This is a genomic window from Actinomycetospora straminea, assembly GCF_028737255.1.
Lineage (GTDB): Bacteria > Actinomycetota > Actinomycetes > Mycobacteriales > Pseudonocardiaceae > Actinomycetospora > Actinomycetospora straminea.
This window is the reverse complement of sequence record NZ_JAQZAN010000009.1, coordinates 87,203-110,534: the sequence shown is the minus strand read 5'-3', so window position 1 is coordinate 110,534 and position 23,332 is coordinate 87,203. Positions and strand designations below refer to the sequence as shown.

Below are 23,332 nucleotides of genomic sequence, written 5' to 3'. Positions count from 1 at the left end.
GGCTACCCGGGTGACGGGCCGGGCACGCCGGCGAGGCACCGGAACAGGGACCGGCGTACCCCGTCGACGTCGGTGCCCTCGGGCAGGGCGACGTCGACGGTGCGGCCGAGCGGGGCACGCCCGCGGCGGTCGGCGAGCACCATCCCGCGGCACGGCCCGAGCGAGGTGTCGACCTCGACCTCCAGCGGCACCGTCGCCAGGGTCCCGGGCTCGATCGCCTCCAGCAGGGCGACCGCGTCGTGGATCGGCACCCGGTCCGCGCCGAGGGCCTCGCCCCGGCCGTAGACGGTGCGGGTCGCCGCGAGGGCCTCGCCGACCGGCCCGGACGCGGCGAGCGCCTCCAGCCACGCGCGGTCGACCGTGACGACGTGGGTGAGGTCGAGCGGCACCAGCGTCGTCGGCACCCGCTCCTCGACCAGGACGCGCCGCGCGGCCTCGGGGTCGGACCAGACGTTGAACTCCGCGCCGGCGCTGACGTTGCCGCCGATGCCGATCGAGCCGCCCATGACGACGAGGCGGCCGATGCGCTCGGCCAGGTCGGGGCGGGTCGCGAGCAGCAGCGCGACGTCGGTGAGGGGGCCGATCGCGGCGAGGACGACGGGCTCTCCGGCCGTCTCGAGGACGTCCGCGATGACGTCGAGGGCCCGGCCGGCGGGCTCGGGACCGAGCGGGCCGAAGCGGTCGGCGACGCCGCCGAGGCCGTCGTCGCCGTGCACGTCGGCCGCGCGCTGGGTCACGGGGTGGATGAGCGGGCGCTCGGCGCCGACGCCGAGCGGGACGTCGCCGCGTCCGAGCATCCCGAGCAGGCGGCGCGCGTTGGTCGTCGTGGTGGCGAGGTCGACGTTGCCGAAGACGGCGGTGACCGCGCGCAGGTCGGCGGCGGCGTGCCGGGCCGCGAGGGCGATCGCGTAGGCGTCGTCGACGCCGGGGTCGGTGTCGATGACGAGCGGGGTCACGGGACGTCCACCTCGTCGAGGGTCGGCAGGGACGGCTGGGCGCCGGCGCGCGTCGCGGCGAGCGCGCCGGCCCGGCAGGCGCGGAGCAGGGCGGCCTCGTCCTCGAGACCCGTCGCGAGCCCGAGGGCCAGGGCGGCGGTGAACGCGTCGCCCGCGGCGGTGCCGTCGACCGCGTCCACCGGCGGCGGCTCGACGTGCGCGACGACCCGGCCGCGGCGGCGCAGCTCGGCGCCCGCCGCGCCGTGGGTGATCGCGACGGCGACGACGTCCTCGAGGTCGGCGTGCGCGGCGAGCTCGCCGTACTCGGCGGCGTTGACGCAGAGCAGGTCGAGCCCCGCGAGGACGTCGCCGGCCACGGGGCGCGCCGGGGCGGCGTTGAGCACGGTGAACGCGGACGCGGCCATGGCGGTGGCGACGGTCTCGTCGGGCACCTCGAGCACGGTGAGCACGACGTCGGCGTCCAGCTCGTCCGGGGTGACGGTGAGGGTGGCGTTGGCGCCGGCGTCCACGACGATGGTGGTCTCGCCGTCGTCGTCGACCTGGATCATCGCGGTGCCGGTGGGGGCGTCGTCGTGGATGCGCACGCCCGCGAGGTCGACGCCGCCGGCGCGCAGGAGGGTGAGGGCCTCGCCGGCCAGCGGGTCGTCGCCGACCGCGGCGTGCAGGCGCACCCGGCCCCCGAGGCGGGCCGCGGCGAGGGCCTGGTTGGCGCCCTTGCCGCCGGGCACGCGGGTCACGCCGCGCGCCGTGAGGGTCTCGCCGGGCGCGGGGAGCCGTTCGACCCGCGCGACCAGGTCGAGGTTGACGCTGCCGACGACGGCGACCCTCGGGCCGGGGCGGGACACCGGGCGATCGTAGGGTCTGCAGACCGTGAGGTCGGATCCGCGCCAGCCGCGACTGTTCACCGGGGCCTCGCTGCGCTGGATCGTGCGCCACCGCGCGTGGACGCCGTTCTACCTGGTGCGGTACTGGCGGATGCTGAAGGTGCGCGTGCGCCAGCCGCACATCGTGCTGCACGGGCTGGTGTTCCTGGGCAAGGGCGTGCAGCTCGAGGCGCGGGAGGGGTTCGGGCGCCTCGAGATCGGCCGGTTCGTGCACATCGGCGACCACACCCGGCTGCGCTGCCACGAGGGGTCGCTGCGCATCGGGGACAAGTCGGTGTTCGGCAACGAGAACACGATCAACTGCTACCTCGACATCGAGTTCGGCGAGGCGACGCTGCTCTCGGACTGGATCTACGTCTGCGACTTCGACCACCGCTACGCCGACGTCCACGCGCCGATCAAGGACCAGGGGATCGTCAAGTCCCCGGTGCGCATCGGGCCCGAGACGTGGATCGGGACGAAGGTGACGGTGCTGCGCGGCGCGCGGGTGGGGCGCGGCTGCGTGCTGGGCGCGCACGCGGTGGTGCGGGGCGACGTGCCGGACTGGTCGGTGGCCGTCGGCGCCCCGGCGCGGGTGGTGCGTGACCGGATGGCGGACTACGAGGCCGCGGCCGCCCAGCGCGAGGCCCTCGCCGACATCGCCCGCAAGACGGCGCTGGCGGCGGGGCAGGCTCTCCCGGCCGGCCCCGGCGACCCGGCCGGCGCTCCTGGGACCTCGGCGGGGGAGCCCGCGCGCCCCCTATGTGAGTGATGTTCCCGGCTATGGCCGCGAAAATCACTCACGACCCCGGTCAGGTCCGGCCGAAGACGTTCCCCGTCGGGATCTTCGGGCGCCCCAGGACGCGGGGCGGGCCGGGGCGGGCGGCGGCGTAGACCGCCGCGGTCTCCTCGGCGATGGCCGGCCAGGCGAAGTCGGTGTCGAGGCGGTCGCGGGCGGCGCGGGCGCGGTCGCGGGCGGCGTCGGGGTCGTCGAGGCAGCGGATCACGGCCCGCGCCAGCCCGGGCACGTCGCCGGGCGCGAAGGACAGGCCCGTGACGCCGTCGACGACCACCTCGCCCAGCCCGCCCGCCCGTGACGCGACGAGCGGCGCGCCGGCCGCCGCCGCCTCGAGCGCGGTGATGCCGAAGGGCTCGTAGCGGCTGGGCAGCACGGCGGCGTCGGCGCGGGCGAGCAGGTCGCGCAGGGTGGCGTCGTCGACGTGGCCGAGCAGGCGCACCGCGCGCCGGACCCGGGCGACCCGGGCCCGCTCGGCGAGCCAGTCGGAGCACGAGCCCGTGCCGGCCACGGCGAGCGTCGTCCCGGGGTGCGCGCGGCGGATCGCGGGCAGGGCGGCGACGAGGTCGTGCACGCCCTTCTCCCACTCGAGCCGCCCGAGGTAGAGCAGGGTCGGCGGGCCGGTGCGCGGCCGGCCGGGCCGCAGCCAGTCGACCGGGTCGATCCCGTTGTGCACGACGGCGACGTCCTCCGGGTCGAGGTCGAACAGCCCCGCGACCTCGTTCCGCATGGCCTGCGAGCAGGTGACGACGGCGTCGGCGCGGCGCGCGAGCCACCACTCCACGGAGTGCACCTGCTGGTTGAGCGGCTGCGAGAGCCAGCCGCCGTGCCGCCCGGCCTCGGTGGCGTGCAGGGTCGCCACCAGCGGCGCGCCGGTGAGGTCCGCGAGCGCGATCGCCCCGTGCGCCACGAGCCAGTCGTGGGCGTGGACGACGTCGGGGGTCCAGTCGCGCAGGAGGCCCGCCGCGGCCCGGAGCATCGCGTGCCCGATCCCGAGGGTCCAGGCGACGAGGTCGCGCACGAACTCCAGGTGCGGCGGGTCCTCGGCGACACGCAGCACGCGCACCGGGCCCACCCGCTCCAGCGTCGTCGGGTGCGTCTCGGCGTCGGTCCCGGCGGGGTGGCGGGCGACGACCACGACGTCGTGGCCCGCGGTCCCCAGCGCCTGGGCCAGCGCGTGCACGTGCCGCCCCAGCCCGCCGACCACGACCGGCGGGTACTCCCAGGACAGCATCAGCACGCGCACCCTGCGAGCGCCTCCCGGTGATCGAGGTGGGTTTCCTGACGTCGAGCGTCAGCGTGGACGCCAGGCTGGCACGATCAGGCGAGCGACCCTACTCCGGAGTAGGTAGGAGCGGTGCGACGGTGGTCACCGCTCGGGTGACGCCGCAGCCCCCGGGCGTCGAGCCGGCCGAACACGTCGTCCTGCGCCGCGAACGCCGCGGCCCGGGCTCCGGCCTCGGCGTGGCGCCCGGCGGGCAGGAGGTCGGTGAGCTCGCGGACCCGGTCGCGGTGCTCGGCCGCGCGGCGCCGGGCGTAGTGGGCGGCGGAGTCCTTGGTGACCATGAACGCCCAGTCGCTCGACAGCGCCAGCGCCGCCTGGGTCGCGAGCGCGTCGAGGGTGGCGTCGCGGCCCGCGGTCGGCGCGGCCCCGTCGACGGCGGCGAGCAGGCGCCGGGCGACCTCGGCGTTGTCGGCCACCATGTCGCGCACCGCCGGTTCCCCGGCCCCGTCCCACACCCGCCAGTCCTTGCCCGACCCCCACGACGACGCCGGCAGCACCACCGGCTCGCGGACGTGCCCCGCCTCGACCGCGCCGCGCAGCGTCGTCACCCGGACCCCGGCCGCCGGCAGCGCGGTGAGCACGGCCGCGAGCCAGTCCGGGCCCTCGTGCCACCAGTGGCCGAAGAGCTCGGTGTCGAAGGCGCTGACGACGACGCCGGGGCGTCCGCGGCGTCGCCGCAGGTCGTCGAGCCGGGCGCGGACGACCGCGACGAAGTCCGCCGCGTCCCGCGCGACGGCCGCGGCGGCGCGGGCGGGGTCGTAGGGCTTCTTGTCCTGCGGGGCGACGCGACGACCGGTGACGCGCGCCGGCTTGAGGCCGGTGCCGTGGTCGAAGGTGTGGAAGTCGCGGTAGTCGGGCCCGCCGGGGTAGCCGGCGCGCGGGGACCAGACCCGGTAGGTCACCTCGAGGTCGCGCCCGAAGGCGACGACGTCGGTGCCGTCGACGGGGCGCGCGGCGGCGGTGTCCCCGCGCATCGCCGGGCCGTCGACGAGGAAGCGCTCGACGCCCGCCGCCGCGTAGTCCTGCTCGAGGCCGGGGGCGTAGCCGCACTCGGGCGCCCAGATGCCGCGGGGTCGCCGGCCCAGGCGCAGGGCGTGGTCGCGCAGCCCGGCGTCGAGCAGGAACCGCCGCACGCGGCCGGGCAGCAGCGGGGCGAACGGGTGGGTCGCGGGCCCGCCGAGCAGCTCCACGACCCCGTCGTCGGCGAGCCTCCGCAGCACCGGCGACCCGCCGTGGCGCCAGTCGCGCTCGAACACCTCGAGGGCGTGGGCGGCGGCGCGGTGCTCGCGGGTGGCCAGGGCGGGGTGCGTGCGGTGTGCCTCGTGCGCGCGCAGCTGCCAGTCGGCGAGCCACGTGTGCATCGCCCGCAGGGCCGCCGGGTGGTCGAGCTGGGCGGCGAGGACCGGGGTGACGCCGAGGGTCAGCAGATCGCGGTGGCCGTGCGCGGCGAGCCGGTCGAGGGTCTCGACGACGGGGAGGTACGAGTGCGCCCACGCCTGGTAGAGCCAGTCCTCGCCGACCGGCCAGGCGCCGTGGCGCAGCAGCCAGGGCAGGTGCGAGTGCAGGACGAGGCAGAAGGAGCCCACCGGTTCCGCGGTCAAGCACGCTCCTCTCGTCGGGGCGCCGAGTCTCTCAACGCGGCCGGACGGCGGTGACGAGGAGGTCGAGCGAGGCGTCGACGTCGTCGGTGCGCAGGTCGAAGTCGGCGGCGGCGACGGACGCGACGTCGGCGGCCAGCTCCTCGGGCCAGGGCTCGCCGGAGAGGGCCAGGGCGACCTGCGCGGCGATGAGCGAGCCCCCGTGGCGGGCGTCGAGGGCCCGCAGCGCCGAGCCGTGGTGGAGGCCCTGGAGGTCCTCCACGTGCATGCCGGCCTCGGCCACCAGCGACACCAGCTCGCCCCCGGTCAGCTCGCGGGTGTGGAAGGGGTTGAGCGGGCGGTCGTCGGGCCCGGCGCCGGGGGAGAAGGTCAGGCGGTTGGGCGTGGCGCAGTGCAGCCGCCCCCCGGGGCGCAGGACGCGGGCGCACTCGGCGAGGAAGCCGGGCTGGTCCCGCAGGTGCTCGATCACCTGCAGGGTGACGACGGCGTCGACGCCCCCGTCGGGCACCGGCAGCGCCTGGAGGTCGGCGCGGACGACGTCGACGGTCGGGTAGCGGGCGCCGACGTGCACCGCCACCGCCGGGTCCAGCTCGAGACCGACGACCCGCCGCGCCCACGTCGCCAGCAGCGCGGCCCCGTAGCCCTCGCCCACCCCGGCGTCGAGCACCACGGCGTCGCGGCACGCCGGCGCGAGCGCGAGGTAGACCGCCTCGTGGCGGCGGAACCAATAGTTCTCGACGTCGAGCCCGGGGACCGTGCGCTCGCCGGTGAGGGGGAGATCGGTGTGCGTCATGGCCGGGCCATCGTGGCCGCCCGCCCGTGACCGTGTCGCAGGACCCCGCTCACGCGGGCTGCGTGGACCCCCGCGCGTACTCGCGCATCGTCGCGACGACCTCGTCCTGCGCGGGCGTCGTCGGGCGGGGTGCGGCGGGGGAGATGCCGCCCTTGTCGCGGTTCATGAGCAGGGGGATGTCGGGCTCGTCGTCCTCGTCCGACACCCGTGCCATCGACCACCGCCCGAAGACGCGCTCGGGCACGACGCCCTCCTCGAGCACGGCGACGCGCTCGTGGCGCGGGTCGTGGTGGATCGTGTCGTAGAGCTCGCGGACCACGGCCTCGTCGCCCTCGAGGGCCTGCACGATGCTGTCGTGCCAGACCAGCAGCGCGCCCGTGACCCCGCTCTTGCTGTTCTTCGACCGGGCCGTCGAGAAGATGGCCCCGAGCTCGGCCTTGCGCTCGTGCGGCGGGACGCGCAGGTGACTGCTGTAGATCAACCGGAAGACCGGTCCGGACGTCGCGGGATCCGCCATCGCGTCACTCCTCGGTCGCCACCGACGACGCCGGTGCCTGGTCGCAGCTCTCCCGCACGCTAGCGGATCGTGACCTCGATCACACCTGTCCGCGTACGGACGATCGCGGCGGTCGAGGCGGCGTCGGCGTGTCGCGCGATCGACGATGTGGCGATCCTATCGATGAGTGCCAGCGAGGCCGCACCGCTGGCACACCGGAGGTGTGCCGGCCCACCCCGCGAGCCGAGGACCGGCGTGCCGGAGGGCGGGGCTGTTAGGTTGCCCTTGGCTAACGGGGCGCCGGCGGAAGGGCACGCAGGGTGGGCACGACCGTCGTCGGACGTCTCGCGCCCCCGGTCCGCCGGCGCAGCCGCCCGTGGCTGGCGCTCGGGCTGGGGCTCGGCGCGCTGGCGGTCGTCGTCGTCCTCAGCATCGCGGTGGGGGCGTCGCCGACGACCCCGGGCCAGGTCTGGGACGCGCTGGTGGCGCCGACCGGCGCGCCCAGCGACGTCGTCGTCCGCGAGCTGCGCCTGCCCCGCACCCTGCTCGGGATCCTGGTCGGCGCCGCGCTGGGCGTCGCCGGGGTGCTCATGCAGGGCCACACCCGCAACCCGCTCGCCGACCCCGGGCTGCTGGGCATCAGCGGCGGCGCGGCGTTCTGCGTCGTGCTCTCCACCACCGTGCTCGGCGTCACCGACGTCTTCGGCTACGTGTGGTTCGCCTTCGCCGGGGCCGCGCTCGCCGCGCTGCTCGTGTTCACCCTCGGCGCCGCGAGCCGGGGCGGGCCGACCCCGGTCACGCTGGCGCTCGCCGGGCTCGCGGTCTCGGAGCTGCTGCTCGCGCTGACCTCGGCGATGGTGCTCGGTGAGGGTCCCTCGCTCGACGCCTACCGGTTCTGGGCAGCCGGCGCCCTCGACGACCGCGGGGCGGCGCTGACCCTGCAGGTCCTGCCGTTCGTGCTGCTCGGGCTGGTGCTGGCGATCGCCAACGTCCGGGCGCTCGACGTGCTCGCCCTCGGCGAGGACAGTGCCCGCGGCCTCGGGCAGGACGTGACGCGGGCGCGGCTGGTCGGGCTGGTCGCGGTCACCCTGCTCACCGGGGCGTCGGTGGCGGTCGCCGGACCGATCGGGTTCGTCGGCCTCGTCGCCCCGCACGTCGTCCGCTCGCTGGTCGGACCCGCACACGGGCGGCTGATCCCGCTGGCCGCGCTCGTCGGCGCGGTCCTCGTGCTCGCCGCCGACGTCGTCGGGCGCCTCGTCGTGCGCCCCGCCGAGCTCGCGGTCGGCATCGTGCTCGGCATCGTCGGGGCGCCGTTCTTCGTCGCCCTCATCCGCCGCCGGATGGTGAAGCTGTGAGCGCGCCCGTCGCCGGCCGCCGTCCCCTGCGCGCCGGCCCGGTCTCGGCGGTCTGGCGTCCCCGCACCGCGTTCGTGGTGCTCGGCGGCCTGGCGCTGCTGGTCCTGGTCGGGGCGGCGAGCGTCGGGCGCGGCGAGTACCCGATCGCGCTCGCCGACGTCCTGCGCGTCCTGGCCGGCGCCGGCAGCCGCGGCGAGACGTTCGTGATCACCCAGCTGCGCCTGCCCCGGGTGCTCTGCGGCGTGCTCGTCGGCGCGGCGCTCGGGGTCGCCGGCGCCATCACCCAGGGCGTCGCCCGCAACCCCCTGACCAGCCCCGACGTCCTCGGCGTCACCGACGGCGCGGGGGTGGCGGCGCTGGCGGTGCTCGTGCTCGCCGGCACGGGCGGCTCGGCGGTCGGGCTGCTCGCCGCCGTCGGGCTCCCGCTCGCGGCGCTGGTCGGCGGGCTGCTCGCCGCCGCGCTCGTCGTCGGGCTCGCCTACCGGCAGGGCCTCGACGCGTTCCGCTTCATCCTCGTCGGCCTCGGCATCAGCGTCGCCCTGGTCTCGGTGACGTCCTGGCTGCTGGTGCTCGCGAACGTCCAGCAGGCCTCGCTCGCCCTGATCTGGCTGCGCGGGTCGCTCAACGCCCGCGGCTGGGAGCACGTCGTGCCGGTGGCGGTCGTCCTGGTGATCGTGCTGCCGATCGCGATCGTGCTGGCCTTCCGCCTCGACGCCCTCGACCTCGGCGACGACGCCGCCCGCGGGCTGGGCGAGCGGGTCGACCGCTCGCGGGTCCAGCTGCTCGGGCTCGCCGTCGTCCTCGCCGCCTCCGCCTGCGCCGCCGCGGGCCCGATCCGCTTCGTCGCGCTCGTGACCCCGCAGGTCTCGCTGCGCCTCACCGGGGGCTCGCGCCCGCCGCTGCTCGCCTCCGCGGTCGCGGGCGCGCTGCTGGTCGTCACCGGCGACCTCGTCGCGCGCACCGTGCTCGGCGGCGAGGTGCCCGTCGGCGTCGTCACCGTCGTGCTGGGCGCCCCCTACCTGCTCTACCTGCTGGTCCGCCGGACGAGGAAGGACTCCGCATGACGGGAGCAGCCCGGCTCTCCGCCCAGGGCGTGCGCGTCGGCTACGGCGACGCGGTCGTCGTCGGCGGCACCGACGGCCTCGACCTCGACGTCGTCGACGGCACCGTCACCGCCGTCATCGGCCCCAACGGCTGCGGCAAGTCGACGCTGCTGCGCACGCTGGCGCGCCTGCTCGTGCCCCGCCACGGCCACGTCCTGCTCGACGGGCGGCGCCTCGACGCCGTGCCCTCGCGCGAGGTCGCCACCGTGCTCGGGGTGCTGCCCCAGGACCCGACCGCCCCGGAGGGCATCCGGGTCGCCGACCTCGTCGCCCGCGGGCGGCACCCGCACCAGCGCTGGTTCCGGCAGTGGTCGGCCGACGACGAGGCGGCGGTGGCCGAGGCGCTGGCGTGGACCGACATGACCGGGTTCGCCGAGCGCACGCTGGACACGCTCTCGGGCGGCCAGCGCCAGCGCGTCTGGATCTCCATGGCGCTCGCGCAGGGCACCGACGTGCTCCTGCTCGACGAGCCCACGACGTTCCTCGACCTCGCCCACCAGGTCGACGTCCTCGAGCTCGTCGGGCGCCTGCACCGCGAGCGCGGCCGCACCGTGGTCATGGTGCTGCACGACCTCAACCTCGCCGCGCGCTACGCCGGGCGGCTGGTGGCGATGCGCGACGGCGAGGTCGCGGCCGTCGGGACCCCGCACGAGGTGCTCACCGAGGACACCGTCCGCGACGTGTTCGGGCTCGACGCGCGCGTCGTCGACGACCCGGTGGCCGGCACGCCGATGGTCGTCCCGATCGGCCGGCACCGCCCCGCGACGGGGCGCACCCCCGTGATCACGGGCGTGACGGAGGACGCGCCGGGTTGACCCGCTGTACGACTTAGGTGAGCCTGCCCTCCGACACGATCTGGTCATCGTCGATCCACGGAGAGCACATGACGCGCCTCGCCCCTCGTCTCCTCGGCGCCCTGGCCGCGGTCCTCGCCCTCGTGCTCGCCGGCTGCGGCTCGGGCGGGGACCAGCAGGCCGCCGCGCCCGCCGCGCCGGGCTTCCCGGTGACGATCGGCCACGCCTACGGGCAGACGACGATCCCGGACCGCCCGCAGCGGGTCGTGACGGTCGGCTACAACGACGCGGACTTCGTGCTCGCGCTCGGCGTCGTCCCCGTCGGCGTGCGCCAGTCGATCGGCGCCTTCGACAGCGCGACCCGCCCCTGGGCGCAGCAGGCCCTCAACGGGCAGCGCCCCGAGGTCGTGGGCAGCGACGAGCTCGACATCGAGAGGATCGCCTCGCTGCAGCCCGACGTGATCATCGGTCTGTACTCGTACATGGACCAGGCGACCTACGACCGGCTCTCCCAGATCGCCCCGACCCTCGCCGACCCGGTCAAGGACGTCGCCGCCCCGTGGCAGGAGCAGACCCGCATCACCGGGCGGGCGCTGGGCGTGCCCGAGCGCGCCGAGCAGGCCGTCGCCGACGTCGAGCGCCGCTTCGCCGACGCCCGCACCGCCAACCCGCAGTTCGCCGGGAAGAACGTCTCGGTGACGCTGGTGGCCGCCTCGGAGTTCTACTCGCTGGGTCGCGACGACCTGCGCACCCAGGTGTTCACCGGCCTCGGGCTGGGGGTGCCGCCGACCACCGAGACGCTGTCCAGCGAGCTCATCGGGCGCCTCGACGCCCAGGGCATCGCCGTCGTCGGGGTCCCGCCGCAGGTCGCGCTGGGCAACCCGGTGTTCGCGAACCTGGGGGCCACGCGGGCGGACCGCGTGGCGTTCCTCGGCGAGGAGTCGTCGCCGGTGGCCGGCGCGCTGGGCTTCTCGAGCCCGCTGAGCCTGCCGTACCTGCTCGACCAGATCACCCCGGAGCTCGCGCGGGTCTACGCGACCACCCCGTGAGGGCGTCGTCACGGGGTGTGTCCGGGCCGACACTGACGTCGCCCGACGCGTGCGGGTTAGGTTAGGGTCCCCTAACGATCATGCGTCGACGGCGAGGAGAGCGATGAGTCGCGAGCCGGGGCGAGCCGGTCCCGACGACGGAGCGGACGTCGTCGACGTCCTGGGGGTGGGGTTCGGTCCGTCGAACCTCGCGCTGGCCCTGGCCGTCCAGGAGCACAACGAGCGGGCGGCCCCGGGCGAGGGGCGCATCCAGGCGGCGTTCGTCGAGCAGCAGGCCGCCTTCGGGTGGCACCGGGGGATGCTGCTCGAGGGCGCCACGATGCAGGTGTCCTTCCTCAAGGACCTGGTGACGATGCGGGACCCGACGAGCCCGCGCTCGTTCCTCAACTACCTGCAGGGCCAGGGCCGGCTCGCCGATTTCATCAACACCAAGACGATGTTCCCGTCGCGGGTGGAGTTCCACGACTACCTCGAGTGGTGCGCCGCGGACGTGCGCCACCTCGTGTCGTACGGGACGCGGGCGGTCGGCGTGCAGCCGGTGACCGGCCCGGACGGCACCGTCGACCAGCTCGACGTCGTCCTGCGCGACGCCGACGGCGACGCCTCGACCGCGCGCGTGGTGCGCACCCGCAACCTCGTGCTCGCCACCGGCCTCGTGCCGTGGCTGCCGGCAGGGGGCCAGCGGGGTCCCTGCGTCTGGCACAACAGCGAGCTGCTGCCGCGCCTGCGCGAGCTCGGGCACGGCCGGCGGCACTCGCGGCGCTTCGTCGTCGTCGGCGCCGGCCAGAGCGCGGCGGAGACCACGAGCTACCTGCACGAGCGCGTGGACGCGGCCGAGGTGCACTCGGTGTTCTCGCGCTACGGCTACAGCCCCGCCGACGACACGTCGTTCGCGAACAGGATCTTCGACCCGGAGGCCGTGGACCACTTCTACGCGGCGTCCGGCGAGGTCAAGCAGATGCTCATGGACTACCACGCGAACACGAACTACTCGGTGGTCGACCCGGAGCTGATCCAGGAGCTCTACCGGCGGGCCTACCAGGAGCAGGTCGGCGGCGAGCAGCGGCTGTTCGTGCACGGCGCGTGCCGGGTCGCGGAGGTCCGCGGGAGCGAGGTCGGGCCGATCGAGGTCGACATCGAGTTCCTGCCGACGGGCAACCCGCGCACGGTCACCGCCGACGTGCTCGTCTACGCCACCGGCTACCGCCCGATCGACCCCAGCGCCTTCCTCGGCGACGTGGGCGCGTGGTGCCGGCGCGCCGAGGACGGCGAGCTGCTCGTCGAGCGCGACTACCGCCTGCACACCGTCGAGCCCCTGCACGCCGGCATCTACCTGCAGGGGCCGACCGAGCACACCCACGGCATCAGCTCGACGCTGCTGTCGACGACGGCCGTGCGCGCCGGCGAGATCCTCGACTCGGTGCTCGGGCACCGGCGCCCCACCCCGGAGCTGCCGGTGGCCCACGACCAGGCCGGCGAGCCCGCCACCGTCGGGCCGGGGTGGGGGGACCCGGGGGTGGTGACGTCGTGACCGGTCCTGCGGGCGCCGCCCTGGTCACCGGCGCCGCGGGCGGGATCGGCCGGGCGGTCTGCCTTCGCCTCGCCGACGCCGGCACGCCGGTCGCGCTGCTCGACCGCGACGCCGAGGCCGTGGAGGCGGCCGCCGCGGCGGTGCGCGAGCACGGCGGGTCGGCGGTCGCGGTGCCGGCCGACGTCACCGACGGCGCGGCGGTGCACAAGGCCGCCGACGCCGCCGAGGAGACGCTCGGCCCGCTGGGCACGCTGGTCAACGTCGCGGGCGTGCTGGCCGTCGGCCGTGTCACCGAGCTGGACGACGCCGACTGGCAGCGCTGCCTCGACGTCAACGCCACCGGGGTCATGCACGCCTGCCGGGCGGTCGGCGCGCGCCTGGCCGAGCGCGGCGCGGGATCGGTGGTCACGGTCGCGTCGAACGCCGCGGGCGTCCCGCGGATGGGCATGGCCGCGTACGCGGCGTCGAAGGCCGCGGCGGTCGCCGTGACGCGCGTGCTCGGCCTCGAGCTCGCCGGCCGGGGCGTGCGCGCCAACGTCGTCTGCCCCGGCTCCACCGACACCCCGATGCTGACCGCGATGGGCGACCTGCCCGCCGACCACGCCGCGCTCGTCGCCGGGTCGCCCGAGACGTTCAAGGCGGGCATCCCGCTGGGGCGCGTCGCGGCCCCCGAGGACGTCGCCGAGGTCGTCGCGTTCCTCGCCTCCGACGCCGCCCGCCACGTGACGCTGCAGACCGTCTACGTCGACGGCGGCGCGTCCCTGGGCCCCTGAGCCCGGCCCGTCCGTCCCGCTCGGCACGCACCGTGAGAGGACCCCATGACCAGCATCCCGACCAGCGCCGGTCCGGAGTCCGGGACGGGCGATCCCGCTGCCCCGCCCGCGTCCCTGCCCGAGCGACACCCCGAGTCCCTGCCCACCCCCGGCTCGGCGCCCGGGGCGTTCCTCTTCTCCACCCGGGACGTCACGCTGCGCACCGCCGGGGTGCGGGCGCGCGTGCCCGAGGAGCCCGGCGCGAGCGTGGGCGTCGCCGCCGCCGCGACGCTGGCCGCCGAGCGCGAGGCCGGCAACCCGGACCCGGTGGTCGTGGGCGCGGTCGGGTTCGCGCCCGGCCGCGCGCGCCTGGTCGTGCCCGCCCGGGTCGAGCGCACGCCGACCGTGCGGCCCACCGTCGACCAGGCGCCCGCCGCCCCGCCGCTGACCGCGCCGCCGTCGGCGCCCGCGTCGATCGGCACCCGCTGGGACTTCCGCGAGGAGCCGCCGCCCCCGCGCTACGCCGCGGCCGTGCGCCGGGCCCTGGAGATGATCGACGAGGGGCGCCTGACCAAGGTCGTGCTCGCGCGCTCGGCGACGCTCACCGCGCCCGAGGACGTCGACGTCACCGCCCTGCTCGAGCGCCTCGCGGCCCGCAACCCGTCGGGCTACGCGTTCGCGGCCGACGTCGAGGACCCCGAGCCGACGGGTCCTACCGACCCCACCGCGCCCCGCCGCACCCTGCTCGGTGCCAGCCCGGAGCTGCTCGTGTCCCGCCGCGGCCACACCGTGCTCTCGCAGCCGCTGGCCGGCACCGCACCGCGCAGCCCGGACCCCGAGGAGGACGCCCGCCGCGGGGAGGCGCTCGCGGCGTCGACCAAGGACCACCGCGAGCACGCCCTGGTCGTCGAGCGGGTGGCCGAGCGGCTCGCGCCCTACTGCACGTCGCTGGACGTCCCCGCGCGCCCGAGCCTGACCCGGACCTCGGCGCTGTGGCACCTCGCCACCCGCATCGAGGGCCGGCTGCGCGACCCCGCGCCGTCCTCGCTCGAGCTCGCCGAGGCGCTGCACCCGACGCCCGCGGTGGGCGGCGAGCCGACCCCGGTGGCGCGCGAGGTGATCGCCGAGCTCGAGGGGTTCGACCGCGGCTGGTACGCCGGTCTCGTCGGCTGGTGCGACGCCGAGGGCGACGGCGAATGGGCCATCGCGATCCGGTGCGCCGAGGTCGCCGGGCGGGTCGCGACGGTGTTCGCCGGGGCCGGGATCGTCGAGGGCTCCCGGCCCGAGGCCGAGCTCGCCGAGACCGGCGCCAAGTTCCGCACCCTGCTCACGGCGCTGGGGCTGGAGGCCACGCCGTGACCGCGGTGGGCCCCGTGACCGACGGCGTCGTGCCCTACCCGGCGGAGGCCGCCGAGCGCTACCGCGCCGCCGGGTACTGGACGGGCCAGACCTTCCCCGCCCTGCTCGACGCGGCCGTCGCCGACCACGGCGGGCGCACCGCCGTCGTCGGCACCGGCCCGTCGGGCGGCGAGCGCTGGACCTACGCCGAGCTCGACGCCCGGGCGCGCGGGCTCGCCGCGGGGCTGGCCGAGATCGGGGTGGCGCCGGGCGACCGGGTGGTGGTCTGGCTGCCGAACGTCCCGGAGTACCTCGAGGCGGTGTTCGCGCTGTTCCGGCTCGGCGCGCTGCCGGTCTTCGCGCTCCCCGCGCACCGCGAGAGCGAGATCCGCTACTTCGCCGAGCACGCCGAGGCCGTCGCGATCGTGACGGTCGGGCGCCACGACCGGTTCGACCACGCCGCCGCGGCGCACGCGATCGCCGCGGAGGTCCCCTCGGTGCGCCACGTCGTCGTCGCCGACGTGCCGGGCGCGGAGCCCGTCGCGGGCTGGCTGTCCCTGTCCTCGCTGCGCCGCACCCCGCCGGACACGCTGCCCGGCGACGACGCCGACCCGTCGTCGGTGGCGTTCCTGCAGCTCTCGGGCGGGACGACGGGGCTGTCCAAGCTCATCCCGCGCACCCACGACGACTACCTCTACAGCGTCCGCGCGAGCGCGGAGATCTGCGGGCTGACCGCGGAGACCGTGTACCTCGCCGCCCTGCCGGCGTCGCACAACTTCACGATGAGCTCGCCCGGGCTGCTCGGGGTCGTGCACGCCGGCGGCACCGCGGTGCTCGCGCCCTCGCCGGACGCCGACACCTGCTTCGGGCTGGTCGAGAGCGAGCGGGTGACCATCGCCGCGGTGGTCCCGCCGCTCGCGGCGGCGTGGGTGCAGGCGGCCGGTCGCACGCAGCGGGACCTGTCGAGCCTGCAGGTGCTGCAGGTCGGCGGGGCCAAGTGCGCGCCCGAGCTGGCGCGGCGGATCATGCCCGCGCTCGGCGCGCGGCTGCAGCAGGTGTTCGGCATGGCCGAGGGCCTGGTCAACTACACGCGCCTCGACGACCCCGACGACGTCGTCCTGAACACCCAGGGCCGGCCGATCTCGCCGGACGACGAGCTGCGCGTCGTCGACCCCGACGACCCCGATGAGCCCGAGGTCGCGCCGGGCGAGGTCGGCGCCCTGCTCACGCGGGGCCCGTACACCATCCGCGGCTACTACCGCGCCGACGAGCACAACGCGACGGCGTTCACCGCCGACGGTTTCTACCGCACGGGCGACCTCGTGCGGCTCACCGAGCGCGGCGACGTCGTCGTGTCCGGGCGGGTCAAGGAGCAGATCAACCGGGGCGGGGAGAAGATCGCGGCCGAGGAGGTCGAGAACCACCTGCTGGCCCACCCCGACGTCGTCGACGCCGCGATCGTCGGCGTGCCCGACGACTTCCTCGGCGAGCGCACCCACGCCTTCGTCGTCGCGGTGCCCGACCGGGACCCGCCGGGCTCGGCCGCGCTGCGCCGGTTCGTGCGCGAGCGCGGCGTCGCGGCCTACAAGGTGCCCGACGTCGTCGAGGTCGTCGCGTCGTTCCCCGCCACGGGGGTGGGCAAGACCAGCCGCCGCGCCCTGCGCGCGGCGCTGGCCGCGCACCTGCGCGAGGAGTCCGGAGAGGAGAGCCGTTCGTGAGCCTGCCGTCGATCGCGCCCTACGCCCTGCCGCGGGCGCACGAGCTGCCGGCGAGCCGGCCGGACTGGTCGCCCGACCCTGCCCGCGCGGTGCTGCTCGTGCACGACATGCAGCGCTACTTCCTGGCGCCGTTCTCGCGCACCGAGGAGCCGGTCAGCCAGGTCATCGAGAACATCGCGACGCTGACGGCGCGGGCCCGCGAGCTGGGCGTGCCGGTCGTGTACACCGCGCAGCCCGGCGTGCAGCCGCCCGCCGACCGGGGCCTGCTCGACGACTTCTGGGGCCGCGGCCCGGCGGCCGCCTACGCGAAGGACCCCGACGTGGTCGCGATCGTCGACGAGCTCACGCCGGCGGCGGGCGACGAGGTGCTGACGAAGTGGCGCTACAGCGCGTTCCAGCGATCGCCGCTCGAGCAGATGCTCGCCGACCGGGGCCGCGACCAGCTGGTGATCACCGGCATCTACGCCCACATCGGGTGCATGGTGACGGCCGTGGACGCCTTCATGCGCGACGTGCAGCCGTTCCTCGTCGCCGACGCCGTCGCCGACTTCTCCCGCGACCACCACGAGCAGGCCCTCACCTGGACCGCCCAGCGCTGCGGCGTCGTCCTCGCCACCACCGACGCGCTGCGGGCCCTCGATCCGGCCGCGCCCGCTGCCGTCCGGGAGGCGCCGGCGTGACGGCAGTGCCCACCGAGCCCACCGAGCCCACCGAGCCCACCGAGCCCACCGAGCCCACCGAGCCCACGGCCGACCGCGGCGGCGGGGTCGAGCGGTCGCCGACCCGCCCCACGAGCCTACGGGCGGGCGGCCTGGTCGTCGCGGGCGTGCTCCTGGCGCTGGCGGCGGTCGCGAGCCTCATGGTGGGGAGCCGCGGCATCCCGCCGGGCGTCGTGCTCGACGCGCTGCTGCACGGGCCGTCGGGGCCCGCCGACACCGACGCGGTGATCGTGCTCGAGCAGCGCCTGCCACGGACGCTGCTGGGCCTCGCGGTCGGGCTCGCGCTCGGGGCGGCGGGGGCGCTCATGCAGGCGCTGACCCGCAACCCGCTCGCCGACCCCGGCGTCCTGGGCGTCAACTGGGGCGCGTCGGCCGCGATCGTCGCCGGGATCCTGCTGTTCGGCATCACGACGCTGAACGGCTACGTGTGGTTCTCGCTGGCCGGGGCCGCGCTCGTCGCCGTGCTGGTCTACCTGCTCGGCGCCACGGGCCGCAGCGGCGCGACACCCGCGCGCCTCGCGCTGGCCGGGACGGCGATCGGGGCGTCGCTGCAGGGCGTCATCTACGCCGTGGTGCTCGTCGACGCCACCACCTTCGACCAGTTCCGGGTGTGGCGCGTCGGCTCGCTGACCGGGCGCGACCCGCAGGCGCTGCTGCAGGTGCTGCCGTTCCTCGTCGTCGGGGGGCTGCTCGCGCTCGGGCTCGCGCGCGCCCTCAACGCCCTGGCGCTCGGCGAGGAGACCGCCCGCGCGCTCGGCGTGCGCGTCGGGCGCATCCGGATGCTGACCGGGATCGGGATCGTGCTGCTGTGCGGCGGCGCCACCGCCGCGTGCGGCCCGATCGCCTTCGTGGGGCTCGCCGTGCCGCACCTCGCGCGCGTGGTCACCGGGCCCGACCAGCGGTGGGTCGTGCCGTGGTCGATGGTGCTCGGCGGGCTGCTGGTCGTCGCGGCCGACGTCATCGGGCGCGTGGTCGCGATCCCCGCCGAGCTCGAGGTCGGGGTGGTGGCGGCGTTCGTCGGCGCACCGGTGTTCCTGGCGATCGCCCGGCGCCGGCGGGTGGTGGCGCTGTGAGCGGGACCGTGAGCAGGACCGTGAGCAACACGGTCCTGCCCACCGGGCCCGTGGTGCGCACCCCGCGGGTCTCGCTGCGCGTGCACACGCGCACGGTCACCGGCGTCGTGGTGCTGCTCGTCGTCGCCGTCGTCCTCGCGGCGATGGCCCTGACCCTCGGCGACTACCGGCTCTCGCTCGGCCAGGTCGTCGGCGCGCTGACGGGCAGCGGGTCGCGCGCCCAGCAGTACGTCGTGGTGGGGCTGCGTCTGCCGCGGGTCGCCGTGGCGCTCGTCGTCGGCGCGGCGCTGGGGGTGGCCGGCGCGGTGTTCCAGTCGCTCGCGCGCAACAACCTCGCGAGCCCCGACCTGCTGGGCTTCACCACGGGCGCGGCCACCGGGGCGCTCGTGTCGATCGTCCTGGTCGGCGGCGGACCCACCGGCACGACCATCGGCGCGATCGTCGGCACCCTCGTCACCGCGCTCGCCGTCCAGGCCCTGCTCGGCGGGGCGGTCGGCGGGTACCGCCTGGTGCTCGTCGGCATCGGCGTCAACGCCGTGCTCGCGGCGCTGAACAACTTCCTCATCCTGCGCACCGACCTGTCCACCGCGGTCGCGGCGCAGAGCTGGCTCGTCGGCACGCTCAACGGCCGCAGCTGGCCCGAGGTGCTCGCCGTGGCGGTCGCGCTGGTGCTGCTCGTGCCGATCGCGGTCGCGGGCAGCCGCCGGCTCGACCTGCTCGGCATGGGCGACGACGTGGCGCGCGGCCTGGGCGTCACCGTCGAGCGCACGCGGGTGGTGACGCTGCTGGTCGGCGTGGCGCTCGTCGGCGTCGCGACCGCCGCCGTCGGCCCGATCGCCTTCGTCGCGCTCGCCGCGCCGCAGCTCGCCCGCCGGGTCACCGGCACCACCGGGCCGGGCATGGTGGCCGCGGGGCTCATGGGTGCGGTGCTGCTGCTCGCCGGGGACGTGCTCGGCCAGCGCCTCGCCGCGCCGACGCAGTTCCCCGCGGGCACCATGACCGCGGCCATCGGCGGGCTCTACCTCGTGTGGTTGCTCGCCAGGGAGTGGAGGGCAGGACGATGAGCGCGGGCGATGTGCCGGGGGACGGGGCACGGCTGCGGGCCGAGGGCGTCACGCTGGCCTACGAGCAGCGCACCGTCATCCGCGACCTCGACGTCGCCGTGCCCGACGGGTCCTTCACCGTGGTCGTCGGGCCCAACGCGTGCGGCAAGTCCACGCTGCTCCGCGGCCTTGCGCGCATGATCAAGCCGGCGGCGGGGCGGGTGCTGCTCGACGACCGCGTGATCTCGTCGTACGGGCCGAAGGAGGTCGCGCGCCGGCTCGCGCTGCTCCCGCAGAGTCCGACCGCGCCCGACGGCATCACCGTGCTCGACCTCGTCGCGCGCGGGCGCTACCCGCACCAGTCGCTGCTGCGGCAGTGGTCGGTGACCGACGAGGAGGCGGTGCGCGACGCGATGGCGGCCACCGGGGTCACCGAGCTCGCCGAGCGCGACGTCGGCCAGCTCTCCGGCGGCCAGCGCCAGCGGGTGTGGATCGCCATGGTGCTCGCGCAGCAGACCCCGCTGCTGCTGCTCGACGAGCCGACGACGTTCCTCGACATCGCCTTCCAGCTCGACGTCCTCGACCTGTGCGCGGACCTGCACGCCGGCGGCGAGCGCACCCTGGTCGCGGTGCTGCACGACCTCAACCAGGCCTGCCGCTACGCCACCCACCTCATCGCGATGCGCGAGGGCCGGATCGTCGCCCAGGGCCCGCCCGGCGAGATCGTCGACGCCGACCTCGTCCGGGCGGTCTTCGGGATCACGTGCGCGGTCGTACCGGACCCGCAGACCGGCACCCCGATGATCGTTCCTGCTGGTCGCGAGATCCGGCGGCAGCGCCGCGAGGCAGCCCGCGCCGAGGACCCCGTCGGGTCCGGGGCGCTCGGTGACGCCTGACACTGCCCGCGTGATCTGCTTAGGTTAGCCTCAGTTACGGTAGCGGTCGTCGACGGAGAGGACGTGCACGTGGCCACCCCGGACGGATCCGGTGTCGACCTCGAGCGGATGCGCACCGACGTCGCCCGCGCCCTGGACGAGCCGCCCGAGGCGATCGGCGACGGTGACGACCTGCTCGACCGCGGCCTGGACTCCATCCGCCTCATGAGCCTGGTGGAACAGTGGCGCGCCGACGGCACCGAGGTGAGCTTCATCGACCTCGCCGAGACGCCCACCCTCGAGGCCTGGGCGGGGCTGCTCGGCCGGTCCTGACGTCCCCGATCCGACCGACCGACCCGACCCCTGACGGGAGCTCCCGCGTGACGAACCCCTTCGACGACGAGGACGGCCGGTTCCTCGTGCTGGTCAACGACGAGGGCCAGCACAGCCTGTGGCCGGTGTTCGCCGACGTCCCCGCCGGCTGGACCGTCGTCCTGGGCGAGGCGCCCGAGGGCGAGACCCGGGCGGCGTGCGTCGAGTACATCGAGACGAACTGGACCGACCTGCGGCCGCGCAGCCTCGTCGAGCGCACGGCCGGGACCGCCTGACCCACTCGCCGGCCGCACGCCGAGGAGGAGAGCGATGACGAGCGTCGAGACCCGCCCCACCGGGCAGTCGTGGATCGACGGAGCGCCGAACCCGGTCCGCCGGGTCCTGCACGAGCTGACCCCGCGCCTCGCCGAGGTGGTGCGCGTGCAGCGGCTGACGCCGCGCATGGCACGGGTGACGCTCGCCGCCGATTTCACCGGCATGCCGGCCGGGGCGGCCACCGACCACGTCAAGCTCTTCTTCCCCGCGCCGGGCGAGGAGCTGCCGGTGATGCCGACGATCGGCGAGCGCGGGCTGGTCCCGCCGCCGCCGGGCACGCCGCGCACCTACCGCGACTACACCGTGCGCCGCCTCGACCGCGAGGCCGGCGAGCTCGACGTCGACATGGTGGTGCACGCCGGCGGCCTCGCCGGGGCGTGGGCCGCGTCGGCGTGCCCGGGCTGCCGGGTCGGCGTCCTCGGCCCGCGTGGCTCCGAGATCCTCGCCGACGACCTCGACTGGTACGTGCTGGCGGGCGACGAGACCGCGCTGCCGGCGATCGGCCGCTGGCTCGCCGAGCTGCCCGCCGGGGTGCGCGCCGAGGTGTTCTGCGAGGTCGCCGACGCCGCCGAGGAGCAGGAGCTCGTCTCCGACGCCGACGTCACCGTGCACTGGCTGCACCGCGACGGCGTGCCCGCCGGCGAGGCGACGCTGCTGCACGACGCGCTCGCGGGCGTGACCTTCCCCGCCGGCCGCGGCTTCGTGTGGGTCGCCGGCGAGGCCGGGGCGCTGCGCCCGGTGCGGCGGATGCTGCGCGCGCGGGACGACCTCGACAAGCGCGACCACGACGTCGACGGCTACTGGCGCCGCGGCGTCGTCAACCACGACCACCACGCGCCGGCGGAGGACTGAGCCGGGCTCGCGGCGGGAGGCCCGCTGGCAGCTCTCCACTTCGATCTCGCGAGGGTGTCGTGGCTGCTGTTATCGGGACGACGACGGTGACACTCTCGGAAGATCGAAGTGGAGAGCACTCACGGCGCGCTCCGGCACCGGCTTCGCGCGAGCGGCGGTCGGCGTGAGCGACCAGCTTGGGGCCTGCGGAACGTGCCCCTCGCCGCGACGGGCACGTTCGGCATGACCCACAGGCCCCGCGACCTGCGGGATGTGCCCCTCGCCGTGCGGAACCGGCCCTACCGGCGCTCGCCCCCGGTCTCCTCGATCTCGGCGTCGGTCTCGACGTCGCTGGACGGCTCGATCTCCGCCTCGGGCTCGAGCGGGGAGTGCTCGGGCACGCCGGTGGGGTGGGCGGCCCACTCGTCGTCGCGCAGGCTGACGCGGCGGAGCGGGGGGAGCGAGGCGGCGAGGGCGGCGGTGGCGACGACGCAGACCGCGCCGCCGGCGACGACCGCCGGGCCGGGGCCGAGCAGGCGCGAAGCGACACCGGCCTCGACACCGCCGGCCGAGGGCCCGACCGTGGCCTGGGCGAGCCAGACGCTGGAGACGCGGCCCTGGAGGTGGTCGGGCGTGCAGTGCGCGAGCAGGGCCCGGCGCAGCACCTCGGAGATCATGTCGCAGGCGCCCGCGACGACGAGGAACCCGAGCGCCAGCGGCAGGGATCCCGAGAGCCCGACGCCGGCGATCGCGGCGCCGTAGAGCAGGACCGCGACGACGAGGACGCGGCCGGAGCGGTGGACGTGGGTGGTCCAGCCGCTGGTCAGGGCGGCGATCATCGCGCCGACGGCGGGGGCGGTGTAGAGCAGGCCGGCGGCCTCGGGGCCGGCGCCGAACACCTCGATCACGAGCTGCGGGAACAGCACGTAGGGCAGCGCGAACACCATCGCGGCGACGTCGATGAGCAGCACCCCGCGCACGACGCGGTGCCGCGCCACGAAGGACGCGCCCTCGGCGATGGAGCGCAGCGGGCGGGCGGTCGGCGCGCCCTGGGGCGGCAGCGACGGCAGGAACCACAGCAGGGTCGTGGTGATCAACGAGCCGAGAGCGCAGAGCGCGTAGTTGACCGCGAGCCCCGGTCCGGCGATGAGCAGGCCGGCCAGCGACGGGCCGACCACCGCGCCGACCTGCGTCGACAGGGCGACGAGCGCCCCGGCCGCGGCGAGCTGCTCGCGCTCGACGATCGCGGGCGTCACGGCCATCAGCGCGGACTGGCTGACGGCGGTCGCGCCGTTGAGGCCCACGCAGAGGTAGATCAGCCAGAGCTGGGGCGTCGGGACGTACGCGTTGAGGGCCAGGACGGCGAAGACGAGGGTCGCTCCGCCGCGCGCGAGCAGGATGACGGTGCGCCGGTCGAAGCGGTCCGCGATGACGCCGCCGGCGAGCGTGCCGGCGAGGGTCGTGGTGCCGACGACCGCGCTCGCGATGCTGACCTGCAACGACGAGCGGGTCATCTCGAAGACCTGCCAGGGCACGCCCACCGTCGTGAGGGCGATGCCGAGGAGCGAGACGACCCGTGCCGAGAACACCAGCCGGAACGCCGGGCTCGACCGCAACGGGAACAGGTCGATCATCAGCCGCGAGGCCCGCACCCGCACCTCCCCTCCGAGACCGTCTGGTCGAGCGGTAGGTGAGGCTATCCATACCACCGCGGGC

Annotated in this window: 23 protein-coding genes; 16 read left to right on the top strand and 7 right to left on the bottom strand. The window is 76.1% G+C overall.

What is annotated here, in order from left to right; genetic code table 11:
- Positions 1-2 precede the first annotated feature (2 nt).
- Together PH190_RS14265 and PH190_RS14260 are read right to left on the bottom strand one after the other, a co-directional pair.
- Positions 3-956 (bottom strand): nucleoside hydrolase, encoded by a 954-nt coding sequence (locus PH190_RS14265; protein WP_274232186.1) that lies wholly within the window; start codon positions 954-956, stop codon positions 3-5.
- Positions 953-1,801 carry a ribokinase gene (locus tag PH190_RS14260; protein ID WP_274232185.1) on the bottom strand — a complete coding sequence of 283 codons (849 nt, stop codon included), beginning with the start codon at positions 1,799-1,801 and terminating at the stop codon, positions 953-955. The genes PH190_RS14265 and PH190_RS14260 overlap by 4 nt, the downstream gene beginning before the upstream one ends.
- A gap of 16 nt (positions 1,802-1,817) precedes the next feature.
- Here PH190_RS14260 and PH190_RS14255 point away from each other — a divergent pair, with 16 nt between their 5' ends.
- Positions 1,818-2,591: an acyltransferase gene (locus tag PH190_RS14255; RefSeq protein ID WP_274232277.1), complete on the top strand. Its 774-nt coding sequence runs from the start codon at positions 1,818-1,820 to the stop codon at positions 2,589-2,591.
- A gap of 40 nt (positions 2,592-2,631) precedes the next feature.
- Here the strand turns inward: PH190_RS14255 and PH190_RS14250 are convergent, their stop codons facing one another.
- The 4 genes from PH190_RS14250 to PH190_RS14235 form a co-directional block, all read right to left on the bottom strand.
- Entirely contained in the window at positions 2,632-3,861 is a 1,230-nt protein-coding gene (locus PH190_RS14250) for a glycosyltransferase family 4 protein (RefSeq protein ID WP_274232184.1), read from the bottom strand.
- 74 nt (positions 3,862-3,935) lie between these two features.
- Complete coding sequence (locus tag PH190_RS14245; RefSeq protein ID WP_274232183.1) at positions 3,936-5,501, bottom strand: 1,4-alpha-glucan branching protein domain-containing protein; 1,566 nt, start codon at positions 5,499-5,501, stop codon at positions 3,936-3,938.
- Positions 5,502-5,532: 31 nt separating this feature from the next.
- Positions 5,533-6,291: a class I SAM-dependent methyltransferase gene (locus tag PH190_RS14240; RefSeq protein ID WP_274232182.1), complete on the bottom strand. Its 759-nt coding sequence runs from the start codon at positions 6,289-6,291 to the stop codon at positions 5,533-5,535.
- A 49-nt stretch (positions 6,292-6,340) separates the two neighbouring features.
- Positions 6,341-6,808 (bottom strand): BLUF domain-containing protein, encoded by a 468-nt coding sequence (locus tag PH190_RS14235; protein ID WP_274232181.1) that lies wholly within the window; start codon positions 6,806-6,808, stop codon positions 6,341-6,343.
- A gap of 299 nt (positions 6,809-7,107) precedes the next feature.
- Here PH190_RS14235 and PH190_RS14230 point away from each other — a divergent pair, with 299 nt between their 5' ends.
- The 15 genes from PH190_RS14230 (at position 7,108) to PH190_RS14160 (ending at position 21,637) form a co-directional block, all read left to right on the top strand.
- Positions 7,108-8,142, top strand: coding sequence for a FecCD family ABC transporter permease (locus PH190_RS14230; protein ID WP_274232180.1), 1,035 nt, complete (start codon positions 7,108-7,110; stop codon positions 8,140-8,142).
- Entirely contained in the window at positions 8,139-9,206 is a 1,068-nt protein-coding gene (locus PH190_RS14225) for a FecCD family ABC transporter permease (protein WP_274232179.1), read from the top strand. The genes PH190_RS14230 and PH190_RS14225 overlap by 4 nt, the downstream gene beginning before the upstream one ends.
- On the top strand, positions 9,203-10,060 hold the full coding sequence (locus tag PH190_RS14220) for an ABC transporter ATP-binding protein (RefSeq protein WP_274232178.1): 858 nt from the start codon (positions 9,203-9,205) through the stop codon (positions 10,058-10,060). The genes PH190_RS14225 and PH190_RS14220 overlap by 4 nt, the downstream gene beginning before the upstream one ends.
- Positions 10,061-10,128: 68 nt before the next feature.
- Positions 10,129-11,088 carry an iron-siderophore ABC transporter substrate-binding protein gene (locus tag PH190_RS14215; protein ID WP_274232177.1) on the top strand — a complete coding sequence of 320 codons (960 nt, stop codon included), beginning with the start codon at positions 10,129-10,131 and terminating at the stop codon, positions 11,086-11,088.
- Positions 11,089-11,191: 103 nt separating this feature from the next.
- Positions 11,192-12,619, top strand: a complete 1,428-nt coding sequence (locus PH190_RS14210; protein ID WP_274232176.1) for a lysine N(6)-hydroxylase/L-ornithine N(5)-oxygenase family protein — start codon at positions 11,192-11,194, stop codon at positions 12,617-12,619.
- The gene (locus tag PH190_RS14205) at positions 12,616-13,392 is read left to right on the top strand and encodes an SDR family oxidoreductase (RefSeq protein ID WP_274232175.1); all 777 of its coding nucleotides are present in this window, start codon (positions 12,616-12,618) and stop codon (positions 13,390-13,392) included. Before PH190_RS14210 ends, PH190_RS14205 begins: the two co-directional genes overlap by 4 nt.
- Positions 13,393-13,437: 45 nt before the next feature.
- The gene (locus PH190_RS14200; protein WP_274232174.1) at positions 13,438-14,730 is read left to right on the top strand and encodes an isochorismate synthase; all 1,293 of its coding nucleotides are present in this window, start codon (positions 13,438-13,440) and stop codon (positions 14,728-14,730) included.
- Between the two features lie 14 nt (positions 14,731-14,744).
- Positions 14,745-16,427: a (2,3-dihydroxybenzoyl)adenylate synthase gene (locus PH190_RS14195; RefSeq protein ID WP_274232173.1), complete on the top strand. Its 1,683-nt coding sequence runs from the start codon at positions 14,745-14,747 to the stop codon at positions 16,425-16,427.
- Entirely contained in the window at positions 16,424-17,107 is a 684-nt protein-coding gene (locus tag PH190_RS14190; RefSeq protein ID WP_274232172.1) for an isochorismatase family protein, read from the top strand. The genes PH190_RS14195 and PH190_RS14190 overlap by 4 nt, the downstream gene beginning before the upstream one ends.
- A complete protein-coding gene (locus tag PH190_RS14185; RefSeq protein ID WP_337993813.1) occupies positions 17,104-18,219 on the top strand; it encodes a FecCD family ABC transporter permease in 1,116 nt (371 codons plus the stop codon). The genes PH190_RS14190 and PH190_RS14185 overlap by 4 nt, the downstream gene beginning before the upstream one ends.
- A gap of 20 nt (positions 18,220-18,239) precedes the next feature.
- On the top strand, positions 18,240-19,283 hold the full coding sequence (locus tag PH190_RS14180; protein WP_274232171.1) for a FecCD family ABC transporter permease: 1,044 nt from the start codon (positions 18,240-18,242) through the stop codon (positions 19,281-19,283).
- A complete protein-coding gene (locus PH190_RS14175; RefSeq protein WP_274232170.1) occupies positions 19,280-20,158 on the top strand; it encodes an ABC transporter ATP-binding protein in 879 nt (292 codons plus the stop codon). The genes PH190_RS14180 and PH190_RS14175 overlap by 4 nt, the downstream gene beginning before the upstream one ends.
- Positions 20,159-20,227: 69 nt before the next feature.
- Complete coding sequence (locus tag PH190_RS14170; protein ID WP_274232169.1) at positions 20,228-20,470, top strand: phosphopantetheine-binding protein; 243 nt, start codon at positions 20,228-20,230, stop codon at positions 20,468-20,470.
- 47 nt (positions 20,471-20,517) lie between these two features.
- The gene (locus tag PH190_RS14165; RefSeq protein ID WP_274232168.1) at positions 20,518-20,745 is read left to right on the top strand and encodes an MbtH family protein; all 228 of its coding nucleotides are present in this window, start codon (positions 20,518-20,520) and stop codon (positions 20,743-20,745) included.
- Between the two features lie 34 nt (positions 20,746-20,779).
- Entirely contained in the window at positions 20,780-21,637 is an 858-nt protein-coding gene (locus tag PH190_RS14160; protein ID WP_274232167.1) for a siderophore-interacting protein, read from the top strand.
- Positions 21,638-21,915: 278 nt separating this feature from the next.
- On the opposite strand, the gene entS is transcribed toward PH190_RS14160, so the two are convergent.
- The gene (gene entS / locus PH190_RS14155) at positions 21,916-23,268 is read right to left on the bottom strand and encodes an enterobactin transporter EntS (protein ID WP_274232166.1); all 1,353 of its coding nucleotides are present in this window, start codon (positions 23,266-23,268) and stop codon (positions 21,916-21,918) included.
- Positions 23,269-23,332: the final 64 nt, after the last annotated feature.